General features: G+C 64.3%; 22 protein-coding genes. 8 read left to right on the forward strand and 14 right to left on the reverse strand.

Features of this window, described 5'->3' with window-relative positions; genetic code table 11:
- Positions 1-7: 7 nt before the first annotated feature.
- From rpoE to IAG25_RS16340, 10 genes are all read right to left on the reverse strand, one after another.
- Complete coding sequence (rpoE, locus tag IAG25_RS16295; protein WP_035501673.1) at positions 8-607, reverse strand: RNA polymerase sigma factor RpoE; 600 nt, start codon at positions 605-607, stop codon at positions 8-10.
- Positions 608-702: 95 nt separating this feature from the next.
- Positions 703-1170 carry a protein YgfX gene (locus IAG25_RS16300; protein ID WP_187605796.1) on the reverse strand — a complete coding sequence of 156 codons (468 nt, stop codon included), beginning with the start codon at positions 1168-1170 and terminating at the stop codon, positions 703-705.
- A gap of 31 nt (positions 1171-1201) precedes the next feature.
- Complete coding sequence (fabF, locus tag IAG25_RS16305) at positions 1202-2440, reverse strand: beta-ketoacyl-ACP synthase II (protein WP_035501675.1); 1239 nt, start codon at positions 2438-2440, stop codon at positions 1202-1204.
- A gap of 140 nt (positions 2441-2580) precedes the next feature.
- On the reverse strand, positions 2581-2820 hold the full coding sequence (acpP, locus tag IAG25_RS16310) for an acyl carrier protein (protein ID WP_004197638.1): 240 nt from the start codon (positions 2818-2820) through the stop codon (positions 2581-2583).
- 249 nt (positions 2821-3069) lie between these two features.
- The gene (gene fabG / locus IAG25_RS16315; protein ID WP_035501677.1) at positions 3070-3810 is read right to left on the reverse strand and encodes a 3-oxoacyl-ACP reductase FabG; all 741 of its coding nucleotides are present in this window, start codon (positions 3808-3810) and stop codon (positions 3070-3072) included.
- 11 nt (positions 3811-3821) lie between these two features.
- Entirely contained in the window at positions 3822-4754 is a 933-nt protein-coding gene (gene fabD, locus IAG25_RS16320) for an ACP S-malonyltransferase (RefSeq protein ID WP_187605797.1), read from the reverse strand.
- A gap of 130 nt (positions 4755-4884) precedes the next feature.
- Positions 4885-5874, reverse strand: a complete 990-nt coding sequence (locus tag IAG25_RS16325) for a beta-ketoacyl-ACP synthase III (protein ID WP_035501680.1) — start codon at positions 5872-5874, stop codon at positions 4885-4887.
- On the reverse strand, positions 5874-7034 hold the full coding sequence (gene plsX, locus IAG25_RS16330; protein ID WP_187605798.1) for a phosphate acyltransferase PlsX: 1161 nt from the start codon (positions 7032-7034) through the stop codon (positions 5874-5876). The genes IAG25_RS16325 and plsX overlap by 1 nt, the downstream gene beginning before the upstream one ends.
- A 138-nt stretch (positions 7035-7172) precedes the next feature.
- The gene (gene rpmF / locus IAG25_RS16335; protein ID WP_035501683.1) at positions 7173-7352 is read right to left on the reverse strand and encodes a 50S ribosomal protein L32; all 180 of its coding nucleotides are present in this window, start codon (positions 7350-7352) and stop codon (positions 7173-7175) included.
- Positions 7353-7471: 119 nt separating this feature from the next.
- A complete protein-coding gene (locus tag IAG25_RS16340; RefSeq protein WP_187605799.1) occupies positions 7472-8095 on the reverse strand; it encodes a DUF177 domain-containing protein in 624 nt (207 codons plus the stop codon).
- A 299-nt stretch (positions 8096-8394) separates the two neighbouring features.
- Between IAG25_RS16340 and IAG25_RS16345 the strand changes: the two genes are divergently transcribed.
- Both IAG25_RS16345 and IAG25_RS16350 read left to right on the forward strand, forming a co-directional pair.
- A complete protein-coding gene (locus IAG25_RS16345; RefSeq protein WP_187605800.1) occupies positions 8395-9012 on the forward strand; it encodes a Maf-like protein in 618 nt (205 codons plus the stop codon).
- Positions 9009-9728 (forward strand): SAM-dependent methyltransferase, encoded by a 720-nt coding sequence (locus IAG25_RS16350; RefSeq protein WP_187605801.1) that lies wholly within the window; start codon positions 9009-9011, stop codon positions 9726-9728. Before IAG25_RS16345 ends, IAG25_RS16350 begins: the two co-directional genes overlap by 4 nt.
- Here IAG25_RS16350 and IAG25_RS16355 read toward each other — a convergent pair whose 3' ends face one another.
- From IAG25_RS16355 to rluC, 4 genes are read right to left on the reverse strand one after another with little or no spacing between them, the layout of a single operon-like run.
- Positions 9729-10691, reverse strand: coding sequence for a S49 family peptidase (locus IAG25_RS16355; protein WP_187605802.1), 963 nt, complete (start codon positions 10689-10691; stop codon positions 9729-9731).
- A gap of 26 nt (positions 10692-10717) precedes the next feature.
- The gene (locus IAG25_RS16360) at positions 10718-11104 is read right to left on the reverse strand and encodes a Rieske (2Fe-2S) protein (RefSeq protein ID WP_187605803.1); all 387 of its coding nucleotides are present in this window, start codon (positions 11102-11104) and stop codon (positions 10718-10720) included.
- Positions 11101-11760, reverse strand: coding sequence for an HAD-IA family hydrolase (locus IAG25_RS16365; protein WP_187605804.1), 660 nt, complete (start codon positions 11758-11760; stop codon positions 11101-11103). Before IAG25_RS16365 ends, IAG25_RS16360 begins: the two co-directional genes overlap by 4 nt.
- Positions 11761-12759: a 23S rRNA pseudouridine(955/2504/2580) synthase RluC gene (gene rluC, locus IAG25_RS16370; RefSeq protein ID WP_035501695.1), complete on the reverse strand. Its 999-nt coding sequence runs from the start codon at positions 12757-12759 to the stop codon at positions 11761-11763.
- Positions 12760-13651: 892 nt separating this feature from the next.
- On the opposite strand from rluC, the gene IAG25_RS16375 reads away from it, so the two are divergent.
- The 6 genes from IAG25_RS16375 (at position 13652) to IAG25_RS16400 (ending at position 21126) form a co-directional block, all read left to right on the forward strand.
- Positions 13652-16945 (forward strand): Rne/Rng family ribonuclease, encoded by a 3294-nt coding sequence (locus tag IAG25_RS16375; RefSeq protein ID WP_187605805.1) that lies wholly within the window; start codon positions 13652-13654, stop codon positions 16943-16945.
- Between the two features lie 202 nt (positions 16946-17147).
- Positions 17148-18254 carry a GTP 3',8-cyclase MoaA gene (moaA, locus tag IAG25_RS16380; protein ID WP_187605806.1) on the forward strand — a complete coding sequence of 369 codons (1107 nt, stop codon included), beginning with the start codon at positions 17148-17150 and terminating at the stop codon, positions 18252-18254.
- Between the two features lie 16 nt (positions 18255-18270).
- Positions 18271-18891 carry a molybdenum cofactor guanylyltransferase MobA gene (gene mobA / locus IAG25_RS16385; protein ID WP_309243942.1) on the forward strand — a complete coding sequence of 207 codons (621 nt, stop codon included), beginning with the start codon at positions 18271-18273 and terminating at the stop codon, positions 18889-18891.
- 102 nt (positions 18892-18993) lie between these two features.
- Entirely contained in the window at positions 18994-20298 is a 1305-nt protein-coding gene (moeA, locus tag IAG25_RS16390; RefSeq protein WP_187605808.1) for a molybdopterin molybdotransferase MoeA, read from the forward strand.
- A 64-nt stretch (positions 20299-20362) separates the two neighbouring features.
- Entirely contained in the window at positions 20363-20638 is a 276-nt protein-coding gene (locus IAG25_RS16395; protein ID WP_008342276.1) for a hypothetical protein, read from the forward strand.
- Positions 20635-21126 carry a GNAT family N-acetyltransferase gene (locus IAG25_RS16400; RefSeq protein ID WP_187605809.1) on the forward strand — a complete coding sequence of 164 codons (492 nt, stop codon included), beginning with the start codon at positions 20635-20637 and terminating at the stop codon, positions 21124-21126. Before IAG25_RS16395 ends, IAG25_RS16400 begins: the two co-directional genes overlap by 4 nt.

The raw sequence follows: 21126 nt of genomic DNA on the forward strand, positions 1-21126 counted from the left end.
CCGCCGCCTACCAGCGCTTGCCTTCGGGAGTGTCCAACAACGGACGCAATTTTGCCGCAATGGCTTCGCGAGCACGAAAAATTCTCGATCTGACGGTGCCGATCGGGCAATCCATCATTTCGGCGATTTCCTCGTAACTCAGACCTTCAATTTCCCTGAGCGTGATGGCAGTGCGCAATTCCTCCGGCAACAGCGCCATCGCAGCATTGACCGTTTCGGCAATCTGCTTGCTCATCAACATCGACTCGGGCGTGTTGATATCCCTTAGTTGGTCCGCGTCGGAGAAAGTTTCCGCTTCTTCTGCATCGGCCTCGGTAGAAGTGGGAGCACGGCGGCCCTGTGTCGCAAGGTAGTTCTTTGCGGTGTTGACCGCAATCCGGTAGAGCCAGGTATAAAACGCGGATTCGCCGCGAAACTGGGGCAGCGCGCGATAGGCCTTGATGAAGGCGTCCTGGGCGACGTCTTCGACCTCGGCGGGGTCGCGCACGAGGCGCGAGATCAGTCGAATGATCTTGCGGTGGTATTTGGCGACCAGCAGTTCGAACGCGGCCTTGTCACCTTTCTGGACACGCTCGACCAGCAATTGGTCGATTTCTTTTTCGCTCACCTGTGAAATCCGTTTAACTTGGGGTGTTGCGCGGAGGGCTATTGTAGCGTTACCGCCTGTAAGGCAACCGGTACGCTCATGCGCCGTTACAGTCGTTACAGGTGGGAAGCCGCGGCGCGGCGCGCCTGTACGGAGAGTTGCCGAAAGGTGCCGGCATCGACCGAATCGGCTGCGACGACGAGCGTTTCGCGCCGCTCGCGCGCGTCCAGCAGGGTCAGTACAAGGAGCCGACCGCTCCATTGCGCGCATCCCGCGATACGCGTGTACCGCACCGCCCCGGTCTGGTTCCAGACCGCGAGGCCGTCCGGCAGCAAGCCGATGGCCGAAGGCTGAGCCCGCACCCATCGATACGACGCGAGCCCGAGCACCGCCAATGTCGCCGCGCACGCCACGAACGCATGCCCGGCGTGTTCCGCTTGCGCGAGGACGCACTGAAACACCGACGCGCCCGCAACGCTCGCGAATCCGAGCATCGCGCCGAGCATAAAACGCGACGGCCGCATCGCGACGGCCGGCGCGGAGCCGGTTTCCCGATGCGGCCGATCTACGCACGCGCCCGTCATATCGATCCCCGTGATGACGAGCGCGCCGTGCTCAATGGCGCTTGAAGACGAGCGAGCCGTTCGTGCCGCCGAAGCCGAACGAGTTTTTCACGGCCACGTCGATCTTCATTTCCCGCGCCGTGTTGGCGCAGTAATCCAGGTCGCACTTCGGATCCTGGTTGAAGATGTTGATGGTCGGCGGCGACACCTGATTGTGGATCGCCAGCACGGTGAACACCGATTCCAGGCCGCCTGCGCCGCCCAGCAAGTGGCCGGTCATCGACTTGGTGGAGTTCACGACGACCTTCTTCGCCTGATCGCCGAGCGCACGCGTGATGCCGATGGTTTCCGCGATATCGCCAAGCGGCGTCGACGTGCCGTGCGCGTTGACGTAATTCACCTCGTCCGCGTTGATGCGCGCGTTTTTCATCGCGTTGACCATCGCGCGGCGGCCGCCGTCGCCGTCTTCCGGCGGTGCGGTCATGTGATACGCGTCGCCGCTCATGCCGTAACCAAGCACCTCGGCATAGATCTTCGCGCCGCGCTTCTTCGCGTGCTCGTACTCTTCGAGCACCATCACGCCGGCGCCTTCGCCGAGCACGAAGCCGTCGCGGTCGGTATCCCAGGGACGGCTCGCCGTCGCGGGATCGTCGTTGCGCTGCGAAAGCGCGCGCGCCGCCGCGAAGCCGCCGATGCCGAGCGGGGAAACCGTGGCTTCCGCGCCGCCGGCGATCATGACGTCCGCGTCGCCGTATTCGATCAGACGCGACGCCTCGCCGATGCAGTGCAGGCCGGTCGTGCAGGCCGTCACCATCGACAGGTTCGGGCCCTTCAGGCCGAAGCGGATCGACAAATGGCCGGAGATCATGTTGATGATCGACGCAGGCACGAAGAACGGCGAAATGCGGCGCGGGCCGCGATTGAGCAGCTCGGTCTGCGTGACTTCGATCATCGGCAGACCGCCGATGCCCGAGCCGACCACGACGCCCACGCGCTCCGAGTTCTCATCGGTGATCTCGAGGCCGCTGTCCTGCATGGCCTGGACGCCCGCGGCGAAGCCGTAATGGATGAAGGTATCCATATGGCGCGCCTCTTTGGCGGGCATGTAGTCTTCGATGTTGAAGCCCTTCACCTCGCCGGCGAAACGCGTGGAAAAGTTCGTTGCATCGAACTTCGTGATATTGGCGATGCCCGACTTGCCCGCGACCAGATTGGCCCAGCCGTCGGCAACAGTATTGCCGACAGGCGAAACGAGCCCCAGGCCTGTAACAACAACTCGACGACGGCTCACGGTAACCCCTTATCCATAAAATGACGAAAAACAAAAGCCACAGCGGCCACAGGAAACCGCCCTGTGTGCCCTGTGGCTGTCAAATCGGTTTGCAGCGACGATCAAGCTGGTTGAGCGATGAGTCGCTGGCGCGTCCGGCCTCAGGCCTTGACGTTCGCGCGAGCGTAATCGATCGCTTGCTGAACCGTGGTGATCTTTTCGGCCTCTTCATCGGGAATTTCCATGCCGAATTCGTCTTCCAGCGCCATCACGAGTTCGACCGTATCGAGCGAGTCAGCGCCCAGATCGTTCACGAACGAAGCTTCGTTCTTGATTTCGGCTTCCGCCACGCCCAGTTGTTCGGCGACGATCTTCTTCACGCGCTGTTCGATGTTGTCCATGCAGCCCTCCGAGGGAAAAAAGTTCAAAAATACGAGTGCGCGCATTTTATCAGGTTTGGACCCGCAAAATACGGCGCGTCAGTTCCATGCTCCGTCGTCCGGCGCCCTTCATCAAGAGGGCTGCCGCTGACGTCGCACTAATTTGTTACTGCCGCGCTGAAGCGGTGCGCACGAAGCCCTTTTGAGCATTTCGCGCGCCCGTCCCGGCGCGGATATTAAGCGAAATTCCGCGAAATGCCTATTAAGGCCTTACATGTACATGCCGCCGTTCACGTGCAGCGTCGTACCGGTGATGTAACCGGCAAACGGCGATGCCAGGAATGCCACAGCATGCGCGATATCTTCCGGCGCGCCCAGTCGGCCAAGTGGGATAGACGCCGTGAGCGCGGTCCGCTGCTCTTCCGGCAGGACCTTGGTCATGTCCGTATCGATGAAACCCGGTGCGACGCAGTTCACGGTGATGTTGCGGCTGCCGATTTCGCGCGCGAGCGCGCGCGTCATGCCCGCGACGCCGGCCTTCGCGGCGGCGTAATTCGCCTGACCCGGATTGCCCGACGAACCGACCACCGACGTGATATTGATGATCCGGCCGCCACGCGCCTTCATCATCGGGCGCAGCACGGCGCGCGACAGACGGAAGACCGCGCGCAGGTTGGTGTCGATGACGGCGTCGAATTCGTCGTCCTTCATGCGCATCGCGAGTTGATCCTTCGTGATGCCCGCGTTGTTGACGAGCACGTTCAGCGCGCCGAATTCCTTCACGATGCCGTCGATGAACGCGTCCGCCGCGGCCGCGTCGTTCACGTTCAGCACCGCGCCGCGGCCCTTTCCGCCCGCCTGCTGCAACGCTTCGCCGATGCCGGCCGCGCCGCTTTCGCTCGTCGCCGTGCCGATGACCGTCGCGCCCTGCTTCGCGAGTTCGAGCGCGATCGCGCGTCCGATGCCGCGCGACGCGCCCGTGACGATTGCTACTTGATTCTGGAGACTCATGTCGTTGTTCCTCAGCCAGCGATCAGTTTGCGCGCTTCGTCGAGCGATGCCGGATCGAAGATCGAACCGCCGACGAGATTGCCGTCGATACGCTTCGTCAGACCCGCGAGCACCTTGCCGGGACCGCATTCGATGACATGCGTCACGCCCTCTTTCGCCATCGCCTGCACGCACTCGACCCAGCGCACCGGACCCGCGGCCTGACGCACGAGCGCGTCCTTGATCGCGACGGGATCGGAAACGATCGCGACATCGACGTTATTGATCAGCGGAATCTGCGGCGCCTTGATCTCGACTTTCGCGAGATAGTCGCGCAACTGGTCCGATGCGGGCTTGAGCAGGGACGAATGGAACGGCGCCGATACCGGCAGCGGTAGCGCGCGCTTCGCGCCCTTCGCCTTGGCAACTTCGCACGCCTTCTCGACAGCCGCCTTGGAACCCGCGATCACCACCTGCGCGGGCGCGTTGAAGTTCACCGCTTCGACGACACCCGCCGACGACGCCTCCGCGCACACGGCGCGCACGGTGTCGTCATCGAGGCCGAGGATCGCGGCCATGCCGCCTTCGCCCACCGGCACGGCGCTCTGCATCGCCTGCGCGCGGAAACGCACGAGCGGCACGGCGTCCGCGAATGCGAGCGCGCCGGCCGCGACGAGCGCGGTGTATTCGCCGAGACTGTGGCCCGCGACGAGCGCCGGCTTCAAACCCGTTTCCTTTTCCCATACGCGGTAGATCGCGTAGGCCGCCGTCAGCATGACGGGCTGCGTGTTCGTCGTCAGGTTCAACTCTTCGGCGGGGCCTTCGGCGATCAGCTTGCCGAGATCCTGGCCGAGCGCGTCGGATGCCTGCTGCACCGTCTCACGCACGATGGCGTGATCGGCGAATGCGTTGAGCATGCCGATCGACTGCGAGCCCTGTCCGGGGAAAACGAACGCAAATTTCATATCGTCCTCGTTGATTGGAATGATCCGCGATGTCGTCGGTGTCTGTGCACGCGCCTCGCGCAAATGTGGCGCGCGGCGGCATCGTGACGACGGGATCAGTTGCGAATGAGTAGAGGGAATCGATAAACGATCAGTAGCGGATGACCGACGCGCCCCACGTGAAGCCGCCGCCCACGCCTTCGATGAGCACGTTGTCGCCGCGCTTGATGCGCCCGTCGCGCACCGCGACGTCGAACGCGAGCGGAATCGATGCCGCCGACGTGTTGCCGTGCTCGCCGACCGTCACGACCATGCGCTCCGGCGGCAGATGCAGCTTGCGGCAGGTGCTCTGCATGATGCGGATATTGGCCTGATGCGGGATCAGCCAGTCGATGTCTTCCGGCGCGAGCTTCGCCTTGTCGAGCGCTTCGAGCGCAACTTTTTCGAGCACGTTGACCGCGAGCTTGAAGACGGCCTGACCGTCCATATGCAGGAACGCGCGGCCTTCCACCACGCCTCCGTTCACATTGCCCGGCGTGCAGAGAATGTCGGAATAGCTGCCGTCCGCGTGCAGCGCGCTCGACAGCACGCCCGGCTCTTCGGACGCTTGCAGCACGATTGCGCCGGCGCCGTCGCCGAACAGCACGCACGTGGTGCGATCATTGAAATCGAGGATGCGCGAGAACGTCTCCGCACCGACGACGAGCGCGGTGCGGTTCATGCCACTGCGAATGAAGCTGTCGGCCGTCGCGACACCGTACGCGAAACCGGAGCACACGGCCTGGACGTCGAAGGCCGCGCCGTTGTTCTTGATGCCCAGCTTGTTCTGCAGCAGGCAAGCGGTGCTCGGGAACACGAAGTCCGGCGTGGACGTGGCGACGATGATCAGGTCGATCGATTGGGGATCGACGCCCGCCGCTTCGATCGCCCTCTGCGATGCGACGAGCGCGAGATCGCTGGTCGTCTGGTTCGGAGCGGCAAAGTGGCGCGCGTGAATGCCGGTGCGCGCAACGATCCATTCGTCATTCGTCTCGACGCCCTGCTTCGCGAGACGGTCCGCCAAGTCCTGATTCGTGACGCGCTCGGACGGCAGGTAACTGCCGGTGCCCAGCACGCGAGAGTAAAGATTGGAATGAGCCATTATGCCTTCGAATGTAGCGCAGTACCGGACTCGCCCGGCGGGTTCGGCTGCGAGTTGGGCTGTGAGTTGAGCGGTGCAGCAGGCGGCTGGATCGATTGATCCGCCGCAACCGGCGCGCTGGACGCGGGAGCGTTCGCACCGGCCTCGCGCGCGGCGGGCGCATTCTCTTCCATCGCACGCACCAGGCGTTCAAGCACGCCATTTTTGACCGCATCATACCCGCGTTTGATAGCCCACTCAAACCCGAAGGCCTCAGCGGAACCGTGACTCTTGATGACCAGCCCGCGCAGGCCGAGCAATGCCGCGCCGTTATATTGCGCGGGATCGACACGCTTCTTGAAGCGCTTAAGCACGGGCAGTGCGACGAGCGCCATCAGCTTCGAGGCGAAGTTGCGGCTGAACTCTTCCTTGATGATGTCGGCGAGCATCTTCGCGAGGCCTTCCGAAGTCTTCAGCGCGACATTGCCGACGAAGCCATCACACACGACGACATCGGTCGTGCCTTTGTAGATGTCGTTGCCTTCCACGTTGCCGTAGAAGTTGAGCGTGCTCGCGCGCAGAAGCTCGCCCGCGCGCTTGATCGTTTCGTTGCCCTTGATGACTTCTTCGCCGATGTTGAGCAGGCCGATGGTGGGCCGCTCGCGGCCTTCGATCGCCGACACGAGCGCGTGGCCCATTTCCGCGAACTGCAGCAGATGCTCCGGTTCGCAATCGACATTGGCGCCGAGGTCGAGCACGGTGGTGTAGCCCTTCTGGCTCGGCATCGCGAACGCGATGGCCGGACGCTCGATACCGGCGAGCGTCTTCAGCACATAGCGCGACACCGCCATGAGCGCGCCGGTATTGCCGGCGGAAATGCAGGTCTGCGCCTCGCCTTCCTTCACGAGGTTGAGCGCGACGCGCATCGAGGAATCTTTTTTCTTGCGCAGCGCGACTTCGACCGGATCGTCCATCGCGACGACTTCGCTTGCGGGAACGATGGTCAGGCGCGGGTCATCGAGCGCCTTCGACTTCTTCAACTGCGCGCGAATGGGCTGCTCGAGACCGACGAGCATCAGGTGCGCGTCGGGATGCGAGCGCACGAAATTGACGGCAGCGGGAACGGTCACGGCTGGACCGTGGTCGCCTCCCATGCAGTCGATGGTTATCTTTACAGTCATGGAACGCGACGAATTTCGGGCACAAAAAAGCGGCAGTGAAATGCCGCCTTCTCGTCGTACCGGGAAAGTGTCAAGAGCGAGTTGCGCCCGCGTGCCCGCAAAACGGTTCCGACGGGCGCATCAAGCGTCGACGAACGCTTAGTCGTTCTTCGTCTTGATGACTTTCTTGCCACGATAGTAGCCGTTCGGGCTCACGTGGTGGCGCAGATGCACTTCACCCGTGCTCGGCTCGACAGCCAGCGGAGCCGTCGTGAGGAAGTCGTGGGAACGGTGCATGCCGCGCTTCGACGGCGACTTCTTGTTTTGCTGAACTGCCATGATTACTCCAGAAAAATTTTGCGAATTCTAACACAGCCCGATCCGCCGACAGCCCTCGGCCGTTCGGCCATCGGGTGCGCACATCGCGCTACCAGTTTGTTGCGTGCTACAAAACCATTTCAGTGCTTCTTGTCGTCGGGTCCGCTTTGCTTCAGCTTCTCCAGAACGGCAAAAGGATTCGGCTTGTCATCCTCTTCCTGCGCACCGCTTTCATCCGACTCGTCGTCCGCATCGCCCGGGAGCAAACTTTCGTGGATCTCGGGACACACGTTGTGCTTGGGCACGAGCGGCAAGGACAGCAACAATTCCTCTTCGATCAAGTCGACGAGATCGAACTGGCGCGAGCCTACGATCACTTCGACTTCATCGTCGTCGAGCGGAAATTCGTCCGCTTCTTCCTCCGTCGCCACGATCCGATACGTTGCATCGACATCGAGATGTTGCGAATACGGCTGAAGGCAGCGTTGACACATGAGCCACACCGAGCCGTGCACCGCGAGGCGCAGATACGGCTGCGGCGCCTCCGTGCCGTCGTTCTGCAATTCCGGCTGGGTCGAGCCCTCGCCCTGCCACGTGAACACGGTGTCGCGGTCTGGCGCTTCCGCCGGGACTTCAGCTAACATGCGCGGCATCTGCGACAAGCGCAGCGCGCCGGCCGCTTGCCTGCCGCTTTTGGCGAAGTCGTAAATGTCGAGCGCGCGCAGATCGGCGGGGCTCACAGGTTTGCCAGGATTCTGAGTCATGTGCGCTCCTGCTTGGCCTTGCTTGGTTAGTGCTTCCGGTGAATGCTCAGTATGCACCGCGATGCTACATCGAGGAACGCGTGGCTTGCCCGAATTTGCATCGAGCCGACATTCGTGCTTCTTGGCAAAGCCTGACTGAAGGCCTTCTTCCACCGGCTCATCGGCACGAGGAGACGGCTTCGCCGCGCAAGTACCGATGAAAAGCCCAAAATCATATCGGCTTTATTCTTTCGAGTCAAATACTTAAGGGCGGACCCGCCGCCCGTCGTTTTTACACCCTTTTTTGCCGGATTCGCTCCATGTCCGAAGCTTCAAAAACGCCGCCGCGCCTGATTCTGGCGTCCAGTTCACCTTATCGGCGCGAGTTGCTAGCGCGCCTGCGCATTCCTTTCGATGTCGTCTCGCCCGATATCGATGAGACGCCGCACGCCGGCGAAACGCCCGAAGCGACCGCCGTGCGACTGTCGATCGCCAAGGCGCGCGCCGCCGCCGAGCGCCTCGACGGCCATGCGAGCGCGCTCGTGATCGGCTCCGATCAGGTCGCGACCTTCGACGGCAAGCAGATCGGCAAGCCCGGCACGCACGAAAACGCCGTCGCGCAGCTACGGGCGATGCGTGGCCGCAGCGTCGAATTCCATAGCGCGCTCTGCCTGTTCGACAGCCGCACGGGCGACGTGCAGTCCGCCGACATCGTCACCCGCGTGCGATTTCGCCGCTATTCGGATGCGCAGATAGAAACCTATCTGCGCGCCGAAACGCCGTATGACTGCGCCGGCAGCGCGAAGGCGGAAGGCCTCGGCATCGCGCTTCTCGAAGCCATCGACTCGAACGACCCGACTGCGCTCATCGGTTTGCCGCTGATCGCGCTGACCGGCATGCTGGTCAACGCCGGATATCCGGTTCTGGAGGCGGCATGAGCGGCGTTCTCTATCTGATCCCGAATACGCTCGGCGAAGGCGATGCCGATGCGCTCGCGCACGTCCTGCCCGAACCGGTGCGCGCGCAGGCGGCGGCGCTCGCGTATTACATCGGAGAAAACGCGAAAACGACGCGCGCGTTTTTGAAGAAAGTGGGCACGGAGCGGCCGATTCAGGAAATCGAAGTGCGCGAGTTGAATGTCAACACACCGCCCGCCGAAATCGACAAACTCCTGGCGCCGATTCTCGCCGGCACCGACGCGGGACTCGTCTCGGAGGCCGGCTGCCCTGCCGTGGCCGATCCGGGCGCGCTGCTGGTGCGGCGCGCGCATCAGCGCGGCGTGAAGGTCGTGCCGTTCGTCGGTCCGAGCTCGATTCTGCTCGCGCTGATGGCCTCGGGCATGAACGGCCAGAGTTTCGCGTTCAACGGTTATCTGCCGGTCGACGCCAGCGAGCGCGGCAAGCGCTTGCGCGAACTCGAGCAACTATCGCGCAAGGCCAATCAGACGCAGATTTTCATCGAGACGCCGTACCGGAACCGCGCGATGCTCGATACGCTCATCGCCACCTGCGCGCCTTCGACGCTGATCTGCGTCGCCGTCGATCTGACGTTGGCTGGCGAAACCATCGTCACGCGCACCGCGGCCGACTGGAAGAAACAGAGCGCGCCGGAGCTGCACAAGCGTCCGGCGATTTTTCTGCTGCTGGCGTCGTAATCAGCGCAACTGGGGCTTGCCGCCGAGCGTGAGCGCGCGCATGGCGGCATCGCCGACCGAAGCGCCGAAGCGCCGCACTACACGCTCGCTGATGCTCTCCTTCTGCGAGTAGTCGACGATATCCGGCTGCTTGATGACCTCGCGCGCCACGTAGCTGGCGTCGCCGAAACCGTCCGCGAGACCGAGTTCGACGCTCTTCTCGCCCGTCCAGAACATGCCGGAAAAGAGCTCCGGATCGTCTTTCAGGCGTTTTCCGCGCCCCAGTTTCACGGCGTCGATGAACTGCGTGTGGATCTGGTCGAGCATGTCCTGCGCGTGCGCGTTCATCGCGGGCGTTTCCGGCGAGAACGGATCGAACGCGCCCTTGTTCGCACCCGACGTGTGGATGCGGCGCTGGATGCCGAGCTTGTCCATCAAACCGGTGAAGCCGAATCCGTCCATCAGCACGCCGATCGAGCCGACGATGCTCGCCCGGTCGACGTAAATCTTGTCGGCCGCCGCGGCGACGTAATAGCCGCCCGACGCGCACATGTCGTCGACGACCACGTACAGCGGAGTCTTCGGATATTTCGTGCGCAGCCGCCGGATCTCGCCGTTGATGATGCCCGCCTGCACGGGACTGCCACCCGGGCTGTTGATGCGCAGGATCACGCCTGCCGTGTTTTCGTCCTCGAACGCGCTCTGAAGCGCCCCGTCGATGTTGTCGGCGCTCGCATCGCTATTTGCGGAGATTTCGCCTTGCAAATCGACGAGCGCCGTGTGCTTGCCGGCTTTCGCGACGCGGTCGCCGGTGAAATCGAACACGCCCCACGCGATCAGCGCGATCACGCCAAGGAACACGAAGCGAAAGAAAATGCGCCAGCGCCGCGCGGCGCGCTGCTCGCGGATGGCGGCAAGCGCGATGCGTTCGAGCGCGTCGCGCTCCCAATTGTCGTTGCCGCGCGGCGGAATGTTGTCGGACATGCGTTATGGATGTGATGAGAAGGGAGTCAGGCGGGACGCAACGCGTCGTCGGGGAGCCAGAAGACCGCGCGGCCTTCCGGCGTATCGCGTTCCTCGACGGTCACGGGCCGAAGGCGCGCGCCGCGGCACGGACCGCCGACACACTTTCCGGTGTCGGGCTCGTAGATCGCCCCGTGGGTCGCGCACATCAAGTATAGGCCCGAGCTTTCGAAGAACTGGCCCTCGTTCCAGTCGAGCTCCATCGGCACGTGCGCGCAGCGGTTCAGGTAGCCGTGCGGCTTGCCGTCGTAGCGCACGAAAAAGACGACGGCGTCGCCGCTCGCTTCCGTTGCCGGAACGCGCACGCCCGCGCCGCCATCGACGAGTTCTTCCGATGCGCACACGCGAATCGCGTCCCCCGCGGGCGCCGTCACGCGTGCTCCCGCAGCCAGCCCGCCAGCGAAGCGACGCTGTCGGCGCAAAACTGCGGCTTGAGCGCCGCGAGCGAATCCGCCGGATGCGCGCCGTAGCCGACGCCGATGCCCGCCGCGCCCGCGTTGATCGCCATTTGCAGATCGTGCGTGGTGTCGCCGATCATCACCGTGCGCCCGAGATCCTGGCCGAGTTCGCGCGTGAGCTCGTGGAGCATCGCGGGATGCGGTTTCGAGAATGTTTCGTCGGCGCAGCGCGTGCCGTCGAAGAGACTCGTGAGCCGCGATTCGTCGAGCGCGCGATTCAGCCCGACGCGGCTCTTGCCCGTTGCGACACCGAGGAAATAGCCGAGATCGCGCAGTTCCTGCAGCAACTCGCGCACGCCGTCGAAGAGTTCGGTCTTCTGGCCCATCGTCAGGAAATGAAACCGATAACGCTCGGCGAGGCGCGGATAGTCGGACGGATCGAGCGTCGGCGCGCAGATTTGCAGCGCGTCCTTCAGGCCCAGACCTATCACGTAGCTCGCGGATTCATCCGCCGGAACCGGCAGCCCGAGGTCGCGGCACGCAGCCTGAATGCTGCGCGTGATGTGGGCGGTCGAATCCATCAGCGTGCCGTCCCAGTCGAAAACGATCAGATCAAATTGCTGCCGCGCCATTTACGCTGTCTCTCGATTTTTCAGTTGCTCGATGACCCGCTTGCATTCGACGGGCAGCGGCGCTTCGAACTGCAACGGCTCGCCCGTCGCGGGATGGGTAATTTTCAGACGATATGCGTGCAAAAACATGCGTTTCAGCGACGGTTTGGCGTTCGGACGGGCCAAATCCTTGTTCAGCGCGAAATCGCCGTATTTGGCGTCGCCAGCAATCGGCAGGCCGATGCTCGCCATATGCACGCGGATCTGATGCGTGCGCCCCGTCTTCAGTTCCGCCTCGACCCACGCGTAGTCGTGCCAGCGCTCGATCAGATTGAAAACGGTGTGTGACGGCAGACCGTTCTCCTGAACGCGCACGCGCCGCTCGCCGTCCGCCGCGACGTACTTGTGCAGCGGCGCCTTCACGATGCGTCGGCGGCCCCAGTCGCTCTGCCAGTCGCCGTGGCCGAGCGCGTAATAACGCTTGTCGATGCGATTCTCGCGGATCTGCTCGTGCAGATTGACGAGCGCGGCGCGCTTTTTCGCGAGCATCAGCACGCCGGAGGTTTCGCGATCCAGCCGATGCACCAGTTCGAGGAACTTCGCGTGCGGCCGCGCATTGCGCAATTGCTCGATCACGCCGAACGCGACGCCGCTGCCGCCATGCACCGCGACGCCGCATGGCTTGTCGATGACGATCAGATGGTCGTCCTCGAAAAGAATGGGGAATTCGGCGGCGGGCGCGTTCGACGACACCGGCGCCTCGTCCTGCTGCGCGGTGCGAATCGGCGGGACGCGCACGAGGTCGCCCAGTTCGAGCCGGTACGCCGCGTCGATGCGCCCCTTGTTCACGCGCACTTCCCCGCTGCGGAGAATGCGGTAAATGTGGCTTTTGGGGACGCCCTTGCAGACGCGCAGCAAAAAATTGTCGATTCGCTGACCGGCGGCGGTTTCGTCGACTTCGATCATCGACACTTGCTCGCTTGCGACCCGTTTATGGGATGTTTTGCCTAACTCATTCATTCTGAATATAATTTGCGAACAGCCTGAAAAGGTCGACGCTTAAGATCAAGCAGCGGCCGAGATTGATCAGACTGTACAGGTGCAAGCGATAAACCATCATTTTACTTGCGCCCGAGGTCGGTTGCTCACCCGGAAATCGAGAGCGACGAGTTGCACGCACGGCGATATCACCGGCAGGGACGGAGCCCACAGGCGCGTTCGGTCGAGTCGATCGTCGACGGTAACGGATTTTTGGTCAAAAAGAATTTTATCGGCGAGAAGCGACGGCGCCCGGCAAGCAAAGCCGGAAGCCAGCCCGAATCGACCCTGCCATCGAGCGGGAGAAATAGGCAAATCGACGCTCGCCGGTTTTGCGAACAATTGCCGGCGAAAACCGCTGCTGCGCTGAATTCTGCGAAGCGCGCCGACGCCGCAAAATGAGGCGAGACACACGGCCGCGAGCCGACGGGAGCAATCGAGCCCGCGGCCGCGCCGGCGCGGTATGGCAGCGAAGAGGATCGGTCACGAAGCATCGCGCTGGTTTGCGCGAGACCGTTCGTCCCGCAGCCGCCGTTGGGAGGAATCAGGCTTTTCGCAAGAGCGCGGGTCGGTTCGGCGCGTCTTTTTTGAGACGCGCAGCCGCAGCGCCGCCGTTCATCCTCGCCACGCGCCGCGCGACGCATCCGACGCCTCGCAGTTGTTTCGCAATGAGCCCCACGGCGCGGCTGCCCCATTCGGGCGCCAACGCCTGCTTTCGGCAATTCTCCCGCCAGAAGTCCCGCTCCAGCGTGCTTTGTGACAACACACAAAAAAGCGTGGCACGCCCACCCTCCCGCTTCGCGCGCGTGACGTTACCTGTCACTGACGCCGATTCGCCCGACGAGGAAGGACGGAGCCGCTCTGGAGCCGTTTCATGAAACGCATGCTGTTTAACGCGACGCAGCAAGAAGAATTGCGCGTCGCCATCGTCGATGGGCAGAAGCTCATCGACATCGACATCGAAACCGCCGGACGCGAACAGCGCAAAGGCAATATCTACAAGGGAGTTATCACCCGCATCGAGCCGTCGCTCGAAGCCTGCTTCGTCAACTACGGCGAAGACCGCCACGGTTTTCTGCCGTTCAAGGAAGTCGCCCGCCAGTATTTCCGCGATGGCGTCGAGATGCGCTCCGCGCGCATCCAGGACGCGCTGCGCGAAGGCCAGGAACTCATCGTTCAGGTCGAGAAGGAAGAGCGCGGCAACAAGGGCGCGGCGCTGACCACGTTCATTTCGCTGGCCGGACGCTATCTCGTCCTGATGCCGAACAACCCGCGCGGCGGCGGCGTGTCGCGCCGGATCGAGGGCGACGAGCGGCAGGAACTGCGCGAAACCATGGCGCAGCTCGAACTGCCGGAAGGCATGAGCATCATCGCGCGGACCGCCGGTATCGGCCGTTCGGCGGAAGAGCTCCAGTGGGACCTGAACTACCTGATGCAACTCTGGCGCGCGATCGAAGCCGCGTCGCAGAGCGGCGTCGCCGGCCAGCCGATGCTCATTTATCTCGAATCGAGCCTCGTGATCCGCGCGATCCGCGATTACTTCCAGCCGGACATCGGCGAAATCCTCATCGACACGACCGAAATCCATGATCAGGCGCGCGCCTTCATGGACATCGTGATGCCCGACAACCTCTCGAAGGTGAAGCGCTATCACGACGACGTGCCGCTCTTCTCGCGCTTCCAGATCGAGCATCAGATCGAAACGGCGTACTCGCGCACGGTGCCGCTGCCCTCGGGCGGCGCGATCGTGATCGATCACACCGAGGCGCTCGTCGCCATCGACGTGAACTCGGCGCGCGCGACCAAGGGCGCGGATATCGAGGAAACCGCCACGCGCACCAACCTCGAAGCCGCCGACGAAGTCGCGCGCCAGTTGCGTCTGCGCGATCTGGGCGGGCTGATCGTGATCGACTTCATCGACATGGAGTCGGCCAAGAGCCAGCGCGAAGTCGAGCAGCGCCTGAAAGATGCGCTCAAGCACGACCGCGCGCGCGTACAAATGGGCAAGATTTCGCGCTTCGGCCTGATGGAGCTGTCGCGTCAGCGTCTGCGCCCGGCGCTGTCCGAAGGCAGCCATGTGACCTGCCCGCGCTGCAACGGCACGGGTCATATCCGCGATACCGAATCGTCCGCGCTGCAAGTGCTGCGGATCATTCAGGAAGAAGCGATGAAGGAACACACCGCGGCGATCCACTGCCAGGTGCCGGTCGAGGTGACCGCCTTCCTGCTGAACGAAAAGCGCTCGGAAATCAACAAGATCGAGTCGCGTTTCAAGGTCAACGTCGTTCTGATCCCGAACAAGCATCTCGAAACGCCGCACTACAAGCTGGAACGTCTGCGTCACGACGATGCACGCCTCGACGAACCGCGCTCGTCGTGGAAGATGGCCGTCGAAGCGGCGAGCGAGCTGGAGTCGGAAACCGGCTACAGCAAGCGCACCGAGGAAGTGAAGCCGAAGCAGGAAGCGGCCGTGAAGGGCATCACGCCCGAAAAGCCGGCGCCGAGCGCACCGGTCAAGCCGGCGCCCGTCGAGGCCGCGCCCGTTGCGGCGCCCGCGCCGGCCAGCGGCGGTTTCATCGCGTGGATCAAGAATCTGTTCGGCATTCAGCCGCAAGCGCAGCCCGCTCCGGCACCGGTGGAAGCTCAACCGGCCACGCGCGCTCCGCGTGAACGCGGCGAGCGCACGGGCGGCGGCGATCGCAATCGCAACCGTCGTGGCGGCGGCAGCGGCGCCGGACGCGAAGGCGCTGCGGCAGGCACCGCGACGGGTAGCAACGGCGCGAGCCGCCAGGGCGCGCGTCGCGAGGATCGCGAACCGCGTGGCGGCCGTGAAGGACGCGAGCTGCGCGAAGTCCGCGAACCCCGCGAGACCCGTGAACCGCGTGAGGCACGCGAACCCCGCGAGCCGCGTGAAGCACGTGAACCGCGTGAAACGCGCGATCGCAACGCGGAACGCGCCGCCCGTCCGGAAGCGGCCGAGCGTCAGGAACGCCGCGAACGCCCCGACCGTGGCGAGCGTGCCGAACGCGGTGAACGCACTGATCGCGGTGAGCGCACCGAGCGCGCGGAACGCGGCGAGCGCCGCAAGCCGCAACCGGAAGCCGCCGTCGAGGCGCTGACGCAGGGCGAAACGGTGCCGTCGGAAATCGTCGAAGCGACGCAACTCAATCTCGATGCGCAACAGGCTGGCATCGACGCCGCCGAACAGGCAGCGGCGCGTGAGGGCGAAGAGCGTCGCCGCCGTCGCCGTGGCCGTCGTGGTGGCCGCCGCGATCGCGATGAAGACGGCATGACCGTGAATCACGCAGCCGACGTCGCCGAAGCAGAAGGCTCCGCCGAAAGCGTCTCCGCGCAAGCCGGCGTGTTCGACGCCGAAGCCGCGCAGGAAGCGTCCGCGCGTCGCGAAAGCCGCCCGGTCGCACCGCAACCGGTCGACCAGGTCATCGAGCAGCCGGTTGCGACGCCGGTCGAGGCGAAGGCAGAAGCGCAAGAACAAGCGCCCGCAGCAGCCGAAGCGGCGCCGGTCGCCAAGGCCGTCGAAGCCGAGCCGTTCGAGCTGAAGTCGCAAACGCCCGAACCGGCCACGTTCGATGTCTTCGCGAAGCCCGCTTCCGCGACGCCGGTCGAGAATCCGTTCGGCCCGTCGCCGAAGGTTGCCGACACGACAACCGCCGATCCGTTCGCGCCCGCCGCGACGGAAGCGCCGAAGCCGGTCGAAGCGGTAAAGCCCGTCGAAACGGCGCCGACGCCCGTCGAGCCTGTAGCGGCTGAGCCCGTCGAAGTCGCCGAGCCGGTGAAAACCGCCGCGGTTGCGCCGACGCCGGAAGCGACGATCGTCGAGCCGGTAACGCCTGTCGAGAGCACGGAAGTGCAAGCGCCGACGCCCGTGGCCGCGCAAGAGCCGGTCGCCGTCGTTGCTGAGCCGGTGAAGTCCGCCGCCCCGGCCGCGCCCGCGACGTCGAAGCCGATCGCCGTCGAAACGCTCATGCCGATGCTGGAGCAAGCCGGTCTCGTCTGGGTCAACACCGACGAAAGCAAGCTGCGCGAGGCGAACGCCGCCGCCGCGCGCGAGCCGGCCGCAGTGCGCGTGCCGCGCGAGCGCAAGGTGCTCCCGCCGGCCGACACCACGCCGATGCAGCAAGTGGAAACGGGTAAGCACGTCCACTAAGCGCGCTCGCACGAGCCGGTTCGCTTCGGTGAACCGGCAGCAGCAGAAAAAATGCCATCGATTCCGGTCGATGGCGTTTTTTTTGGTCGATGACAAGGGAAAACCGCGACTTAGTGTCGGTGCGTCCTTACGTCCGGTTCCGCTAAAATGAGACGGTGTAACCATCATTCGAACAAGGCCGCAGGCCAAGCCCCGAGTCATCATGTCCCGACGCATCATTCCTCTCGCCGACGTCAGCGCAATCCCGGATTTCTCCGGCGTGACGGCGTCGCCGTCCGGATTGCTCACGGACACGCTCGCGCGCCCGCTGCGCGACTTGCGCATTTCGGTGACGGACCGCTGCAACTTCCGCTGCGTGTACTGCATGCCGCGCGAAGTGTTCGACAAGGATTACCAGTTTCTCCCGCACGCCGCCCTGCTCTCGTTCGAAGAGATCGAGCGGCTTGCGCGCGTGTTCGTCGCGCATGGCGTCGAGAAGATTCGCCTGACGGGCGGCGAGCCGCTTCTGCGCAAGAATATCGAATTCCTGATCGAGCGGCTCGCGCTCCTGCGCACGCCGGAAGGCCGTCCGCTCGACCTGACGCTCACCACGAACGGCTCGCTGCTCGCGCGCAAGGCCCGGTCTCTGAGGGACGCGGGCCTGTCGCGCGTCACGGTCAGCCTGGACGCGCTGGACGATGCGCTCTTCCGCCGTATGAACGACGCCGATTTCGCCGTCGCCGACGTGCTGAACGGCATCGAAACGGCCCAAGCCGCCGGCCTCGATCCGATCAAGGTGAACATGGTCGTGAAGCGCGGCACGAACGATCAGGAAATCGTGCCGATGGCGCGCCATTTCAAAGGCAGCGGCGCGGTTCTGCGCTTCATCGAATACATGGATGTCGGTGCGTCGAACGGCTGGAACATGAGCGAAGTGCTGCCGTCGGCGCAAGTGGTCGAGCGCATCGACGCGCATTTCCCGCTCGAACCGCTCGAAGCCCATACCGCGGCCGAAACGGCGCAGCGCTGGGGCTATCGCGACGGCAGCGGCGAAATCGGCGTGATTTCCAGCGTCACGCGCGCCTTTTGCGACTCCTGCACGCGCGCGCGGCTCTCGACCGAAGGCAAGCTCTATCTGTGTCTCTTCGCGGTATCGGGCCACGACCTGCGCGGCCTGATCCGCAGCGGCGCGAGCGACGAGGAAGTCGCGACGGCCGTCGCACGCATCTGGGAAGCGCGCGGCGACCGCTATTCGCAATTGCGCGGCAGCGCATCGGCGCCGTCGCGCGACGATGCGCGTCGCGTCGAGATGTCGTACATCGGCGGCTGAGCGCGTCGGATCGCTCGTGCTGAACGCCCATTCCGCCTCGACTGTCACCGCGCTCGTGCTCGCGGGCGGACGCGGTTCGCGCATGGGCGGCGTCGACAAAGGCATGCAGCCGTTTCACGGCGAGCCGCTCGCACTGCATGTCATGCGACGCATCGCGCCTCAGGCTGACGCGCTCCTGATCAGCGCAAACCGTTCGATCGAAGATTACGAGCGCCTCGGCGCTGCGTTCGGCGCGCGCGTCATCCCCGATACACGAGCGGATTATCCGGGGCCGCTCGCCGGCATCGCCGCCGCACTGCGCGCCGCGACCACGCAATATGTGCTGACCGCGCCTTGCGACGCGCCTTTCGTCGACGAACATATCGGCGTCACGTTGATGCAAGCGCTCGACGCGCATGGCGGCGACGTTGCGTACGCCGCAACAATCGATGCGTCCGGGCAAGTCATGGCGCATCCGGTTTTCGCGCTCCTGCGCACCTCGCTCGCCGACGATCTCGACGCCTGGCTCGACCGCGGAGAACGCAAGGTCCGCGCGTGGTACGCGCGCCACAAGCCGGTGGAAGTGCGATTTCACGATGAACGCGCGTTTTACAATATCAATGATTTACAGCAGCTGGCCGAGCTGGAACGCCGCTGATTCTCACGTCCGCCATTGCGGCAATCCGCGTACAGGCGTTCTACCACCGCGCGGCCTCGTGGCTGCTTCTTCGCCGGGTTCCGGCGCGATTCACGCCGATTCATGACCACGTCCAAGGACCTCTCCGCCTGCGTCGCCCAGTACGATCCGAATGCGCTTCCTGTCGAAGCCGCGCAGGAAATCGTGCGTCAGTGGGCCATGCCGCGCACGCGGGACACGCAGGTCGAGCGCGTGGGCCTGCACGACGCGCTCGGCCGCGTGCTTGCCGACGACGTGATCTCGCCCATCGACGTGCCCGCGTTCGACAACTCCGCGATGGACGGCTACGCGTTCGCCGGCGAGGCGCTCTCGCGCGGTGGCGATACGCTCGATTTGTCCGTCGCGGGCACCGCGCTCGCCGGAAAGCCGTTCGAACGCGAGCCGGGTGCGAGCGAGTGTGTACGCATCATGACGGGCGCGCTCATTCCGCCGGGCTGCGACACCGTCGTGCCGCAGGAGCTCGTCACGCGCGAAGGCAATGCGATCCGCTTCTCCAATGCGAAGATCCGCGCGGGCCAGAACCGGCGTCTCTCGGGCGAGGATCTCGCGAAAGGCAAGCCGGCGCTGCTCGCTGGCCGCGTCGTGCGCGCATCGGACCTGGGTCTGCTCGCGTCGCTTGGCATCGGCGAAGTGTCCGTTCGCAAGCGCCTCACCGTGGCCTTCTTTTCGACGGGCGACGAATTGCGCTCGGTCGGCGAAACGCTGAGCCCGGGCAGTCTCTACGACAGCAACCGTTACACGCTCTTCGCGATGCTTAAACGCCTTGGCGTCGAAACGGTCGATCTCGGCATCGTGCGCGACGACCGCGCATCGCTCGAAAAGGCGCTGCGCCATGCGACCGAAAGCGCGGATGTCGTCATCAGTTCGGGAGGCGTGTCTGTCGGTGACGCGGACTTCACGCGCGAGCTGATGAATTCGCTCGGCGACGTCGCCTTCTGGAAGATCGCGATGCGCCCGGGCCGGCCTCTCGCGTTCGGCCGCCTGTGGTCAGGCGCGCGGGCGGGCACTGGCAAGTCGGCGCTCTTCTTCGGCTTGCCGGGCAATCCGGTCGCCGTGATGGCGACCTTCTACTTCATCGTGCGCGAGGCGCTTATTGCGATGTCCGGTGCGACGCGCCAACCGCTCACGGTCATCCGCGCGAGCGCCGCCGAGCCGATGAAAAAACGCGCGGGCCGCACCGAGTTCCAGCGCGGCATCGCAACGCGCGACGACGACGGCCGCTTTCGCGTCGTCACCACCGGCCCGCAAGGTTCCGGCGTGCTCAGCTCGATGAGCGAAGCCAACTGCTTCATCGTGCTCGAGCACGCGCGCGGCGACATCGACGCCGGCGACGATATCGAGATCGTGCCGTTCGACGGCCTGATCTGACGCGCGCCGCAACGAACGTCGCCAGCACAAACATTCCTACATCGATAGACGGGGCTTTCCTTCCATGAAAAAGCAGATCTCATTCATTGCACCCGGACAGACCGCCAAGGCGCTGATCCTCGTGTACCTGACTTTCAGCGTGCCCATCGTGCTGCTCGGCGTCGTGGTCGCGTTCGTGCGATACGGCTCGGTGGAAGTGAGCACCGTCACGAGCGCGCTGCTGCTCAACGCGATTCTCGGTTTCATCCTGCTGTGGATCGCGTGCCACGCGTACAACTGGGTGGCGTCGCGTTTCGGCGGCATCGAAATCGTGTTGTCCGACGCGCCGGAGGAAGCATGAGTACGGCGAACGGGAATGCGACGATCCGCGCCGCCACACCCGCCGACGTCGCCGCCATCTTCGGCCTGATGTACGAGCTCGCGGAGTTCGAGAAGCTCACGCATCTGTTCATCGCGACCAGGGAAGGCGTGCACGAGGCCCTTTTCGGCGCGCGTCCCGCCGCGGAAGCGCTCGTCGCGGAGCAGGAAGGGGAAGTCGTGAGCTATGCGCTCTTCTTTCAGAACTTCTCCACCTTTCTCGGCAAACGTGGCCTTTATCTCGAAGACCTGTACGTGCGTCCGTCGATGCGCGGCAGCGGTCTCGGCACGCTGATGCTGAAGAAGCTCGCCGCGCTCGCGGTCGAGCGTCAGTGCGGCCGCTTCGAGTGGTCTGTGCTCGACTGGAATCAGAACGCCATCGACTTCTACGAGAAGATGGGCGCGACGGTTCTCCCCGACTGGCGCATCGTGCGCGTGACCGGCGAGCCGCTCGAACGCCTCGCCCAGTAA

The organism is Caballeronia sp. EK (genome assembly GCF_014384845.1).
In the GTDB taxonomy this organism is placed as follows: Bacteria; Pseudomonadota; Gammaproteobacteria; order Burkholderiales; family Burkholderiaceae; genus Caballeronia; species Caballeronia jiangsuensis.

Coding starts and splice junctions, on each gene's coding strand:
- IAG25_RS16395 (WP_008342276.1), top strand. CDS start 20,363: ATGAAAAAGCAGATCTCATTCATTGCACCCGGACAGACCGCCAAGGCG.
- IAG25_RS16355 (WP_187605802.1), bottom strand. CDS start 10,691: ATGTCCGACAACATTCCGCCGCGCGGCAACGACAATTGGGAGCGCGAC.
- rluC (WP_035501695.1), bottom strand. CDS start 12,759: ATGAATGAGTTAGGCAAAACATCCCATAAACGGGTCGCAAGCGAGCAA.
- moeA (WP_187605808.1), top strand. CDS start 18,994: ATGACCACGTCCAAGGACCTCTCCGCCTGCGTCGCCCAGTACGATCCG.
- IAG25_RS16365 (WP_187605804.1), bottom strand. CDS start 11,760: ATGGCGCGGCAGCAATTTGATCTGATCGTTTTCGACTGGGACGGCACG.
- IAG25_RS16400 (WP_187605809.1), top strand. CDS start 20,635: ATGAGTACGGCGAACGGGAATGCGACGATCCGCGCCGCCACACCCGCC.
- IAG25_RS16375 (WP_187605805.1), top strand. CDS start 13,652: ATGAAACGCATGCTGTTTAACGCGACGCAGCAAGAAGAATTGCGCGTC.
- moaA (WP_187605806.1), top strand. CDS start 17,148: ATGTCCCGACGCATCATTCCTCTCGCCGACGTCAGCGCAATCCCGGAT.
- fabD (WP_187605797.1), bottom strand. CDS start 4,754: ATGAAATTTGCGTTCGTTTTCCCCGGACAGGGCTCGCAGTCGATCGGC.
- plsX (WP_187605798.1), bottom strand. CDS start 7,034: ATGACTGTAAAGATAACCATCGACTGCATGGGAGGCGACCACGGTCCA.
- acpP (WP_004197638.1), bottom strand. CDS start 2,820: ATGGACAACATCGAACAGCGCGTGAAGAAGATCGTCGCCGAACAACTG.
- IAG25_RS16340 (WP_187605799.1), bottom strand. CDS start 8,095: ATGACTCAGAATCCTGGCAAACCTGTGAGCCCCGCCGATCTGCGCGCG.
- rpmF (WP_035501683.1), bottom strand. CDS start 7,352: ATGGCAGTTCAGCAAAACAAGAAGTCGCCGTCGAAGCGCGGCATGCAC.
- IAG25_RS16350 (WP_187605801.1), top strand. CDS start 9,009: ATGAGCGGCGTTCTCTATCTGATCCCGAATACGCTCGGCGAAGGCGAT.
- fabG (WP_035501677.1), bottom strand. CDS start 3,810: ATGAGTCTCCAGAATCAAGTAGCAATCGTCACGGGCGCGTCGCGCGGC.
- IAG25_RS16300 (WP_187605796.1), bottom strand. CDS start 1,170: ATGACGGGCGCGTGCGTAGATCGGCCGCATCGGGAAACCGGCTCCGCG.
- IAG25_RS16325 (WP_035501680.1), bottom strand. CDS start 5,874: ATGGCTCATTCCAATCTTTACTCTCGCGTGCTGGGCACCGGCAGTTAC.
- IAG25_RS16345 (WP_187605800.1), top strand. CDS start 8,395: ATGTCCGAAGCTTCAAAAACGCCGCCGCGCCTGATTCTGGCGTCCAGT.